Here is a 12452-nt window from a genome sequence, read left to right on the forward strand (position 1 = left end):
GCTGTATTACGGCTTACAATATCTATTAATCAAGGCCTATAAACGAAAAGACACCAACATTGGATTATGATCAGAAGCATCGGATTCTGGCGCTTGGGCTTGCTCTAAGGTTAATCTTTTATAGAACACATGATCCAGAGGTAACCCCGTCATAAATCTTAACCGTTGATCGGGAGTAAATTCGACTTCTTTCATTTGCAGTGACAACAGTGCTGACTTTAAAAATCGGGCTCGCTGTTTATTCCAGCTATTAAAATCTCCGGCGACAATCATCGGCCCATTGTGTTTTCTTAACGCACTAAGCAGAGATTCAAGTTGCTCACGATAGGCTTTTTGTCCATAGGTAAAATTAACCGCATGCAAATTAACTACAGCTAAGGTTTGGCCATTACTCAGCGCATAATGAGCAAAAATACCCGATTTAGGTAAACGTAACCAAGGTTCTAGTTGAGTATAAGCACAGGCTAAGCGAGGCATACGATAGCTAAGGTTGAGAACCCCAGAAGAAGCGCCAAAGACGCGAAACGCATCCACATAAGCCCCGTCCCAAGCTTGTTGACTGATCCACTGGCGTAGCGCGGCAGTCATATTCGCTTCTTGCAATAAAAGTAACTGAGCATGCTCACTGTATCGGGTCAATTCACTTGCCCAATTGTCACGGTTTTGTTTGTAGATATTCCACACCAATACCGTTAATTGACCGTCATTATCAATCGGTTCTGCGTCAGGGTTCTGATAGCAGACTAAATCTCTCCCTAGTGTATCTTGACCTAAGGTGAGCAGTTGTGGCTGTTTAGAAATAGAGAATATAAGATGAAAAATAATCGTGACCGTAAGCGTTATAATAACTGGTAAAAGTAAAAGGTAGCGTTTTTTCATTAGACTCACCAGCATAAAAAACTAACGCTTTCACTTCTTATCATCTGACACCTAAGAAGCGAAAACCGTCTTTACGATCTCATCAAACAATGATTAGATCGCATCTTCATCTTCTTCACCAGTACGGATACGCACCACTCGTTGAATATCACTGACGAAGATTTTACCATCACCGATTTTGCCGGTTTGCGCCGTTTCAATGATGGTATCAACACATTGATCCGCCATTTCTTCACTGACGACAATTTCTAATTTCACTTTTGGTAAAAAATCCACCATATATTCCGCACCGCGATAGAGCTCGGTATGTCCTTTCTGGCGACCAAATCCTTTCACTTCAGAGACCGTCATGCCGGTTATCCCGACTTCAGCCAGCGCTTCACGGACATCATCCAATTTAAATGGTTTGATAATCGCTTCAATTTTCTTCATGTTCATCCCTTACACGGTTTCGTTATCAGAGTATTATTGGGGTAATCCAAACGCAATCTTGAATGCCTTTAACTTATGATGCGTATTATCGGTTAGCGATGGGTAACAATCAATACAAAGCCTAAGCATTACCCTGCTTGCGCTCATTTCCATCCAAAGCCGTGATCGACGACTTATCCCACAAAAGCCGGCACTCTTGCCCTGAAAAATCACGGTCAACAAATAAATCGGCGATAGCGACGACCCTATCGTGCTCGAGTAAAATCGGCATACGACGCCGTTGCCAACTAGGAATCGCGTATTCTTGAAACAGCTTTTTCAGTTTCCGAGAGCCAGCCCGCCCCACTGGGCAAGCGCTTAATCCTGTCGGATCAAAGATCACTTGCAAAGCCTCAGGCTCCTCCGGCAAACGGATATTACCTTGTCGATCTAACGACAAGGTTAACTTACCAAGCTGATCGGGTAGTACGAGTGGTGTATCTAAGCGGATCTTTTGCCGCCACTCACTGATATCGGCAACGGAAGTAACACAAAAAAGAAGATCATTAAAACGACGAATATCATACGCTTTGAGATGTAAAATCGGGTTAGCGCCCGCCTCTGCCAGCGCCACTTGATTCCAGATCATCTCGGTATGCTGACGACTGGGTAGCACACGCTGCTGCTTGGCTAGCCACGCGCGGATCAGTTGTCGCCGCATGGCATCGCTACACTCTTTTAGTCCTTGAATCGATAACGCACCATCCGAGTTAATCATATTCGCCAGTTTTTCCGCCAGCAACTCTTCAATTAACGTTTCTTGTTCAGCACATAATTCGGCACTGCGTTGCACCGCCTGACGAAAAGAGGGCCAACGCTGAGTAAGGATTGGCGCAACTTGATGCCGTAAAAAGTTACGGTCATAGCGTAAATCGGCATTGCTTTCATCATTGACTGACGATAATTGATGACATTGGGCAAACTGCTCAATCTGTTGTCGAGTGACGGCTAACAGTGGCCGAAGTAATTGCCCCTGACTAAAGGAAGCACAGGCAGCCATAGCCGATAATCCCTTAGGGCCACTCCCTCGCTTCAAAGCCAAGAGAAAAGTCTCTAGTTGATCATCAGCATGATGACCCAATAGCAAGGTGTCTTGCTGAGTCACGTATTGTGCTAATACCCGATAACGTGCATCGCGTGCTAATTTTTCAATACTTTCGCCGCTATCGCGCTCAAGTGCGACGTATTCAACATCAAAGGAGATATGGCTTTGATTACACCAAGTTCGGCATTGCTCAACCCAATGATCGGCATTACGACTCAATCCATGATGGACATGCACCGCACGCACGTTAACCGCATTCTGGTCCCGATATTGGGCCAGTAAATGCAGCAGCACTCGTGAGTCGACACCACCACTGAGTGCCAAAACCAAGTCTTTTGTATCATGGGCTTGCAGTTGATAAGAAAAATGCTGGTACAAATCCATACTGATCTTCTTAGGTCGAGATAAATAATCCTCAGTGTATCGCTAGAGACATCAAAGCAAAAGGGCTGGATTCTCTCCAGCCCTTTCAATTCAATGGCAGATAACTAAACGTTTTGCCACAGCAATCAGCCTGATTGCTTAGCAGTAACCATAGCTCATCAAACGCTGATAACGACGAGCTAACAAAGCATCATGCTCTAAACCTTGTAGATCGGCGAGCTGGCGAAGCAAAGTGGCTTTCAGGTTATTGGCCATTTGCAGAGGATTACGATGTGCTCCGCCAAGAGGCTCTTCAACCACTTCATCAATCAAAGCTAATTCTTTTAAGCGAGGGGCGGTTAATCCCATCGCATCAGCCGCTTGCGGCGCTTTATCAGAATCGCGCCATAAAATTGAAGCGCACCCTTCAGGAGAAATAACCGAATAGGTTGAATACTGTAGCATATTCACATAATCACCAACGCCGATGGCTAACGCACCACCAGAGCCACCTTCACCAACAACGTTACAAATGATCGGTACTTTTAAACCCGACATCACTTTCAAGTTAGTCGCAATCGCTTCTGACTGGCCACGCTCCTCAGCCCCAACGCCTGGGTAAGCACCCGCCGTATCAATAAAGGTGATGATAGGCATATTGAAACGCTCTGCCATTTCCATTAAACGCAGCGCTTTACGATAACCTTCTGGCTTTGGCATACCAAAGTTACGTCTGACTTTTTCGCGTGTTTCACGACCTTTTTGATGGCCAATGATCATCACAGGTTGATCATCCAAACGGGCAATACCCCCGACAATAGCTTTGTCATCGGCAAAGGCTCTGTCACCCGCCAACTCATCGAATTCAGTAAAGATATGATTGACATAATCAAGGGTATAAGGACGCTGAGGATGGCGTGCAAATTGAGCAACTTGCCATGCGCCTAAATCACCAAAAATTTTCTTTTTTAGTTCTAAACTTTTCTTCTCTAATTGTTCGATCTCTTTTTCAAGATCAACCGAAGAACTTGCACCATGACGAGAGACATCGCGTAGCGCCTGAATTTTCGCTTCAAGCTCGACAATAGGTTTTTCAAAATCTAAAAAATTTAGGCTCATCTACCGATCCTTTTTTACTCAGCTCGTCAATTGCGCAGCTGAATTTAGTTAAATTCGAGTTCTACTTGGTCTTTACCAAGTAACTGTTGTAATTCATCTAGCAATGTATCACTCGGCGTTACCCGCCATTCCGTACCCAACGTTAAACGCGCCCTCGCATCTGAGCGTTGATAGTATACATTGACAGGAACAGTCCCTGCTCGGTGAGGCTCTAAGATTTGACTAAAGCGCTCAAAAAATTGCTCATCGATTTGCGATTGTGCAATCGATACCGATAAACCACGGGCATATTTTTCACGCGCGCTACCCAAGTCCATGACTTCGCGCGCAGACATTTTAAGGCCACCGTTGAAGTCATCAAAGCTGACCTGTCCGGAAATCACCAGAATTCTATCTTTTTCTAACAATTCTGCATACCTATCTAAGGCATCAGAATAAAGCATGACCTCAATACGTCCAGAGCGATCATCTAAAGTCATTAAGCCAATCCGGCTTCCGCGCTTGGTGGTCATCACTCGAGCGGCAATCACCAAACCCGCTAATGTTAACGATTGATCACGCCGTGTCGGCGTGGCTTCATTTAAGCGACAACTGGTGTATTTAGGTAATTCTTTTAAATACTGGTTAATTGGGTGACCCGTTAAGTATAACCCTAATGTTTCTCGCTCCCCTTCAAGCCAGACCTTTTCCGGCCAAGGAGGAACTTGAGTATACTTTTGCTCAACCTCTTCGGGAGCATCGGTCAAAACACCAAACATATCCGCTTGGCCAAAGGCCTCCGCTTGATGATGTTGACTGGCCGCTTTTACTGCATCGTCCAACGAGGCCATCATCGCCGCACGATGGGGGCCTAACCTATCCAATGCTCCCGCAAGGATCAATTTCTCAATCACCCGTTTATTGACTTTTTTAAGGTCGATTCGCGCACAAAAATCAAACAAGTCTTTAAAATAGCCGTTTTTACTGCGCGAGTCTAAAATCGCTTCGATAGGCCCTTCACCAACGCCTTTGATCGCCCCGATACCGTACACAATCGCCCCGTTCTCATCAACATTAAAACGGTATAAACCAGAGTTAATGTCAGGCGGCAATACGGTTAAGCCCATACGTTGGCACTCATCCACCAAACCAACCACTTTCTCGGTGTTATCCATATCTGCGGTCATCACCGCCGCCATAAATTCAGCAGGATAATGGGTTTTTAACCATAAGGTTTGATAAGACACTAAAGCATAGGCCGCAGAGTGGGACTTGTTAAATCCATAACCGGCAAATTTCTCTACCAAGTCAAAGATTTTCATCGCCAACTCGCCATCAACACCGTTGTTTTCAGCCCCTTCTTTAAATATGGCACGCTGTTTAGCCATCTCTTCCGGTTTTTTCTTACCCATCGCACGGCGCAGCATATCTGCACCGCCTAAGGTATAACCTGCTAGCACCTGAGCAATCTGCATGACCTGCTCTTGATAGAGGATGATGCCGTAAGTCGGTTCTAAAATTTCTTTTAATGACTCATGTTGCCATTTTTCATCTGGATAAGAGATCACTTCACGGCCATGTTTACGGTCAATAAAGTTATCCACCATACCTGACTGCAAAGGCCCAGGACGAAATAGCGCCACCAAGGCGATAATATCTTCAAAACAGTCCGGTTTTAAACGTTTGATAAGCTCTTTCATTCCGCGCGATTCCAGCTGGAATACGGCGGTCGTTTCAGATTTTTGTAGTAATCGGAATGAAGCTTCATCTTGCAGTGGAATCGCTTCAATTCGCAACGGCTCCTCACCAAGAGCGGTACGGCGCGGATTAATTAAACCCAATGCCCAATCAATGATGGTTAACGTGCGCAGACCTAAGAAGTCGAATTTCACTAATCCGGCGTATTCAACATCGTTTTTATCAAATTGAGTAACCGGATGATGACCTTCTGCATCGCAATACAGCGGCGCAAAATCGGTGATCGTGGTCGGAGAAATCACCACGCCGCCGGCATGTTTACCGGCATTTCGAGTACATCCTTCAAGAATACGACACTTATCGATCAGCTCTTTGACTTCTTCATCGGTGTCATACAACTCTTGCAGCGCTGGCTCCGCTTTAAAGGCTTTTTCGAGCGTCATGCCGGGATCGGGTGGGATCAACTTAGAAATACGATCAACAAATCCGAAAGGATGCCCCAATACCCGCCCGACGTCACGAATCACCGCTTTTGCCGCCATGGTACCAAAAGTAATGATCTGGGATACCGCATCACGACCGTATAATTCAGCCACGTGATCAATCACCTGATCTCGCTTATCCATACAAAAGTCGACATCAAAGTCAGGCATCGAGACCCGCTCTGGGTTAAGAAAGCGCTCAAACAGTAGGTCATATTCAAGGGGATCAAGATCAGTAATTTTCAGCGCATAAGCCACCAAAGAACCGGCACCAGACCCACGACCAGGACCCACTGGTATATCATTATCTTTTGACCATTGAATAAACTCCATAACGATCAAAAAGTAACCCGGGAATCCCATCTGGTTGATCACTTGTAGCTCAATATCCAAACGTTCATCGTATTCAGGGCGACGCTCGGCACGAACTTGTGGATCGGGGAACAAAAATTCTAGGCGCTCCTCTAATCCTTGTTTGGATTTCACGACCAAAAATTCTTCAATTGCTAACCCGCCCGTCGGAAAATTAGGTAGGAAATACTCACCTAAACGCACGGTCACATTACAACGTTTAGCAATTTCAACACTATTTTCTAGCGCTTGCGGAATATCCGCAAACAGCTCACACATCTCTTGCTCGGTGCGTAAATATTGCTGAGGGCTGTAATTTTTAGGTCGTCTTGGATCCTCTAAAGTATAACCATCGTGAATAGCAACGCGAATTTCATGGGCATCAAACTGCTCTGCGTTTAAGAAAACCACTTCATTGGTCGCCACAACCGGTAATTGCGTTTGTTCTGCTAAGTCGAGAGCAAAATGTAAATAGCTCTCTTCATCCGCTCGCCCTGTGCGCACCAGCTCTAAATAGAAATGATCGGCGAAATACGTTTGATAAAACTCTACGCACTTTTCCGCTAACGCTTGGTTGCCTTTTAATAACGCTCGGCCGATTTCACCATTTTTACCACCAGAAAGTATGATCAAACCTTCGGCGTGTTTCACCAACCACTGTTTATCAATCACTGGTTGATGCTGAACATGACCGCGCAAATACGCTTCTGAAATCAATAAGGTGAGATTTTTATAACCAATATTATTTTTGGCTAAAATAGTGATTTTGGTCAGTTCATCAGCAAACTCATCGGAACGAAGCGTAAAATCAGCACCAATAATCGGCTTAATCCCGCAACTATGCGCGGTGCCATAAAATTTCACCAATCCACATAAGTTTGTAAAATCGGTCAGGGCCATGGCTGGCATCCCCATCGCCGCCACTTGCTTAACCAGAGGGGGGACTTTGGACAAACCGTCCACCATGGAGTAATCACTATGCACACGTAAGTGGATAAACTTTGGGTCTGACATTCAATTGAATCCTAGGTGTTTCGAAGGGGCTAGATCGTGCAATAGCGCTATTCTACGTTAAACCGCAAGCGCATAAAACCATCAGGGGAAACCTGACGCTATAAACCCAATGCACGCTTGACGGGGGAAAAACTGCGCCGATGCTGATCGATCACGCCATGCTGCTCGATGGCGGCAAAATGCGCTTTGGTCGGGTAGCCCTTATGCTGCGCAAAACCAAACTGCGGGTAAAGCAGATCGAGTTCGGCCATCTCTTGATCGCGCACGACCTTAGCAATGATCGAGGCCGCGCTGATCTGCGCGACTCGTAAGTCGCCCTTCACCACGGCTTCAGCGGCCATCGGCAACTTAGGCACTTTATTACCGTCGACCAAGACTAAATCAGGTTGAATGGCTAAGTCCGCTACGGCACGCTGCATGGCGAGCATCGTCGCTTGAAAAATATTCAGTTGATCAATTTCACTTGGTGAGCAGCGACCTACTGACCATGCTAACGCTTTCGCTTGAATTTCTGGTAGTAACGCAAGGCGTTTCTTTTCTGACAATTTTTTAGAGTCATTCAAACCGTTAATCGGTTGCGCTGGGTCTAAAATCACCGCAGCAGTGACCACATCCCCAACCAGCGGCCCACGTCCAACTTCATCGACCCCTGCAATCCAGTGATAGCCAGTCGGAAGAATAAAAGGGGGCAGATCGTTATTGGCTTTTATGGTCACGCGGTTATTTTCCTATTAATGTCAGTACCGCTTGCGCGGCTTGTTGATCCGCATCTTTGCGGATCCAATGATGCATCTCTGTAAATTTATCTAATAATGCTTGGTTATCGCTTTGCAATAATCGAGTTAACTCGTGATACAGGTTATCAACACTGCACTCTTGTTGTATAAACTCTTTCACCAGCTCTTGCCCTGCTAAAATATTCGGCAGCGAAACATAAGGTATTTTAACTAATCGTCTCGCTAAAAAAGCGGTAATCGCATTGACTTTATAACCGACCACCATCGGCCGTTTGAGTAACATGCACTCCAATGCGACGGTGCCAGAAGCCAGCATGACCACATCCGATGCCGTAATCACATCACGAGCGGTATCATCGATTAAGGTAAAATCCAACTCTGGGGCTACTTGCTGCCAAACCGCTTCAAACTGCTCGCGCCGCTGTGAGTTAACCAGCGCGACGACAAATCCTAACTCTGGGTAGGTTTGATGCAGTCGTTGGCACGTTTCAATAAACGGCTGAGCCAGTAGCTTCATTTCGCCACTACGGCTACCGGGCAACACCGCAAGCCAGCGCTTTTTCTCATCTAACCCTAATAAACGCTGAGCGGCTTGCTTATCTGGCTGAAGTGGTAAAGCATCAGCTAAAGTATGGCCAATAAACTCACACGGTACGTTAAACCGATCATAAAACGCTTTTTCAAACGGTAAAAAAGCGAGCACGAGATCCGTTGCCGCGGCAATTTTAAAAATTCGCTTCTGACGCCAAGCCCATACTGAAGGGCTGACATAATGCACCGTTTTAATTCCCGCTTGCTTTAAATCTCGCTCCAGGCGTAAATTAAAATCCGGCGCATCAATTCCGATAAAGACATCCGGTGGATTTTGCGTAAAATGCTGTACCAACTCGGCTTTAACTTTGAGCAAACGAGGCAACCGTCCTAGCACTTCCACCAAGCCCATGACGGCTAATTCTTCCATATCAAACAGAGAATGGCAGCCTTGATCAATCATTTTCGGGCCGCCAATCCCGACAAATTCAGCATTAGGATAACGGGTTTTGATCGCTTTAATAAAGCCTTCACCGAGGGTATCCCCCGACAATTCACCCGCAACAATACCAATACGTAAAGGTTGTTGTTCCATTTCTCAATGCCTCTTGATAGGTAATCGCCATAAAATGCAAAAGATCGCCGATAAATGGCGATCTTTTGTCTAACGCCAAGTCTAAAACTAACGGATGATACCGCGAGCCGAGTTAGCTAAGAAATCAAGAAAACGTTGGACCGCAGGGAAACTTGCCGCTTCTTTAGCGATTTCCACTTTAGCTTCTTCCAAAGTGAGTCCATTACGATACAACGCCTTATAAGCACGGCGAATCGCATGTATTTCCGCTTTCTCAAAACCACGACGCTTTAAGCCTTCAACATTAATGCCAAAAGGGGCACAGTGGTTACCTTGCGCCATGACAAAAGGAGGCACATCTTGTACAACGATCGATCCACCGCCCAGCATACAATGATCGCCAATGTGGCAGAATTGATGAATGGCTGACATACCACCAATGATGGCTTGATTGCCCACTTTGACATGCCCAGCTAAGGTTGCGTTATTGGCAAAAATACAGCGATCACCAATCACACAATCATGAGCAACGTGTGCATTAATCATAAATAAGTTATCACTGCCAACAATGGTGATGCCTTTATCTTGCACGGTACCACGATGCATAGTGACACTTTCACGAATGGTATTGCGATCACCAACAATCAGTTGAGTATCTTCACCCGCGTATTTTAGATCCTGACAGGCTTCACCAATTGAGGCGAATTGGAAGATGCGGTTGTCTTTACCAAGCTTAGTTGGCCCTTTGACAACAACGTGCGATAACAGCTCAGTGCCGTCACCAATCTCCACTTTGCCATCAACATAACAAAATGGACCAATCTTAACATTTGCGCCAATCACTGCGCCGTCTTCGACCACCGTGGTTGGGTGGATTTGTGCCGTTGGATGAATCATATTAAAACTCTCTGCGTGCACATTTTAGAACCGCGGAGCAAACTACGTCACCATCGACTTTTGCCACTCCGTTAAAAAGAGCAATGCCTCGGCGCTCTTTGATAAATTCCACTTCAATCATTAATTGATCGCCAGGGCCAACTGGTTTACGAAACTTTGCATTATCAATACTTGCAAAATAGTACAGCTCGTTTTCTTTTGGTGCACCGAAAGTTTTAAATGCCAACAACCCAGTCGCTTGAGCCATGGCTTCTAAAATAAGCACGCCAGGGAAAACCGGCAACTGAGGGAAATGACCAGTAAACTGAGGTTCATTCACCGAAACATTCTTTAGCCCAACAAGGTATTTACCTTCTTCATAATCAGTCACACGATCGATCAATAAAAAAGGATAACGGTGCGGAAGCAGGCTCTGAATTTCAGTGATATTCATCATTTTCTTTTCAGTAGTCAAAGTCATATTCCTATCAATAAATAGATTAAATGCGATACCCCGCTCTCAAAGACAGGGAAAACTGTCGCTGCTTAAAGCATCACGAAAACAGATCCAGAGCAGAGCAAATAAGTTGGCTTGTATTATATACTCAAACCGCGGAGAGTGGCAGGCAGCAGGTTAATCAATCTGACTAAGGTTCTAGTCACAAAACACCAAACTAGCGTCGCCGACACGCGATACCAACCATTAACAAACAAGAGATAGAGATAAAAAAGACCCGCGTACGGCGAGCCTTTTTAGCAAATCAGTCCATTATGAATGAGTGATTTGCTCCAGTTTTTTTTCTAAGGCTTTTAATCGCTTGTTCATCTCATCAATCCGATGCACCCGTGCGGCGGTTTTACGCCACTCTTTATTCGGCTGCAGCGGAATACCGGATGAATACATACCTTTCTCTTCAATGCTGCGCATCACCATGCCCATGCCGGTAATGGTGACCCCATCAGCAATGGTAATGTGACCATTAATGACCGTCGCCCCGCCAATAATGCAGTATTTACCAATATGAGTACTGCCAGCAATCACTGTACCACCAGCAATCGCGGTGCCATATCCGATGTGTACGTTATGCGCAATTTGCAATTGATTATCCATGATCACATTATCTTCAATCACGGTATCATCTAACGCGCCACGATCAATGGTTGTCGAGGCACCAATTTCAACGCGGTTGCCAATCCGTACCGTGCCCATTTGAGGGATTTTTACCCATTCGCCACGTTCATTGGCATAGCCAAAACCGTCAGATCCGATCACGGTACCAGATTGAATCAAACAATCATCACCAATCTGTACGCCATGGTAAACGGTGACATTCGCCCACAGCTTAGTGTTATGACCTAATCGTGCGTTATGACCAATAAAGCATCCAGCGCCGACCACCGCGTTATCACCAAGAACCACTCCCGATTCAATGACTGCGTTAGCACCAATCGCTACATTCTGACCCAGTTGGGCATCTGTCGCGACAACCGCACTTGGTGCAATCCCGACCAACGCTGGTTTGGGTGTTTTATCTAATGCCTGAGCTACCTTAGCAAAGGCAATATAAGGGTCAGCGACCACTAATACATTCGATGGGCACAACTCTCGTTCCGACTCTTTCACCATCACTACTGACGCTTGGCACAACTTAAGGTGTTTAGCGTATTTAGTATTAGAAAGAAAGGTGACATCCCCTTCCTTGGCCCTATCCATTGGCGCGACCGCGCTTACTTTCACGTTAGCATCACCGTATAGGGTGCCGCCGGTTATGGTTGCCAAATCGGCTAAAGTTAGAGTCATCATAGTCATCGAATATTATTTAATTGCTTTAATTACTTGCTCAGAAATATTGTACTGTGGTTTGCCGTATTGCATAGCGCTAACATCAACAATCAAGTCATAACCTTCTTTTTCCGCGACTTTTTGTACAGCGTCTTGGATAATTTTAAACAATTTTTGTTTTTCTTCTGCTTCACGACGTGCAGAAGCCCGTTCCAGAGCTTGGGCTTTCATCTGGTACATATTATCCAACTGCCCAATTTCCATACGCAATTTTTCAACGTCATCTTGGCTCATCAGCTCAGCATCACGTCTTAATTTTTCAATTTTCGTCTTGGCTTGAGCTTGAAGACTTTGTAGCTCTGCAGCTTTGTCTTTAAACTCGTCCTGCATTTTCTGCAAAACCACTTCACGTTGTGGTAACGCTTGAAATACTTGTGCGGTGTTAATAAAGCCTACTTTTTGCGCAGCCTCAGCAGCGTTGGCAAAAAAAGCAGAACTAAGAATAATCAGGCTAACACTGGCCGCTTTAACGGTATTTTTTAACATACTT

Annotated in this window: 11 protein-coding genes; all 11 read right to left on the reverse strand. The window is 45.5% G+C overall.

Annotation, left to right across the window (positions count from 1 at the left end):
- Positions 1-36: 36 nt before the first annotated feature.
- Positions 37-879: an endonuclease/exonuclease/phosphatase family protein gene (locus FKN93_RS10950; protein WP_170905105.1), complete on the reverse strand. Its 843-nt coding sequence runs from the start codon at positions 877-879 to the stop codon at positions 37-39.
- A 93-nt stretch (positions 880-972) separates the two neighbouring features.
- Positions 973-1311, reverse strand: a complete 339-nt coding sequence (glnB, locus tag FKN93_RS10955; RefSeq protein WP_004394677.1) for a nitrogen regulatory protein P-II — start codon at positions 1309-1311, stop codon at positions 973-975.
- A gap of 121 nt (positions 1312-1432) precedes the next feature.
- Positions 1433-2779: a tRNA lysidine(34) synthetase TilS gene (tilS, locus tag FKN93_RS10960; protein ID WP_170905106.1), complete on the reverse strand. Its 1347-nt coding sequence runs from the start codon at positions 2777-2779 to the stop codon at positions 1433-1435.
- A gap of 138 nt (positions 2780-2917) precedes the next feature.
- Complete coding sequence (gene accA, locus FKN93_RS10965) at positions 2918-3877, reverse strand: acetyl-CoA carboxylase carboxyl transferase subunit alpha (protein ID WP_170905107.1); 960 nt, start codon at positions 3875-3877, stop codon at positions 2918-2920.
- Positions 3878-3921: 44 nt separating this feature from the next.
- Entirely contained in the window at positions 3922-7401 is a 3480-nt protein-coding gene (dnaE, locus tag FKN93_RS10970) for a DNA polymerase III subunit alpha (RefSeq protein WP_158138807.1), read from the reverse strand.
- A 98-nt stretch (positions 7402-7499) separates the two neighbouring features.
- Positions 7500-8117, reverse strand: a complete 618-nt coding sequence (rnhB, locus tag FKN93_RS10975; protein WP_170905108.1) for a ribonuclease HII — start codon at positions 8115-8117, stop codon at positions 7500-7502.
- A gap of 4 nt (positions 8118-8121) precedes the next feature.
- Entirely contained in the window at positions 8122-9264 is a 1143-nt protein-coding gene (lpxB, locus tag FKN93_RS10980) for a lipid-A-disaccharide synthase (protein WP_170905109.1), read from the reverse strand.
- A gap of 87 nt (positions 9265-9351) precedes the next feature.
- Positions 9352-10140: an acyl-ACP--UDP-N-acetylglucosamine O-acyltransferase gene (gene lpxA, locus FKN93_RS10985; RefSeq protein WP_170905110.1), complete on the reverse strand. Its 789-nt coding sequence runs from the start codon at positions 10138-10140 to the stop codon at positions 9352-9354.
- A 1-nt stretch (position 10141) separates the two neighbouring features.
- Positions 10142-10573 (reverse strand): 3-hydroxyacyl-ACP dehydratase FabZ, encoded by a 432-nt coding sequence (gene fabZ, locus FKN93_RS10990; protein WP_170905122.1) that lies wholly within the window; start codon positions 10571-10573, stop codon positions 10142-10144.
- Positions 10574-10888: 315 nt separating this feature from the next.
- Complete coding sequence (gene lpxD / locus FKN93_RS10995; RefSeq protein WP_040904724.1) at positions 10889-11923, reverse strand: UDP-3-O-(3-hydroxymyristoyl)glucosamine N-acyltransferase; 1035 nt, start codon at positions 11921-11923, stop codon at positions 10889-10891.
- A 12-nt stretch (positions 11924-11935) separates the two neighbouring features.
- On the reverse strand, positions 11936-12448 hold the full coding sequence (locus FKN93_RS11000; RefSeq protein ID WP_004394665.1) for an OmpH family outer membrane protein: 513 nt from the start codon (positions 12446-12448) through the stop codon (positions 11936-11938).
- Positions 12449-12452: the final 4 nt, after the last annotated feature.

Source organism: Vibrio sp. A8-1 (assembly GCF_013048685.1).
GTDB classification, from domain to species: Bacteria; Pseudomonadota; Gammaproteobacteria; order Enterobacterales; family Vibrionaceae; genus Vibrio; species Vibrio metschnikovii.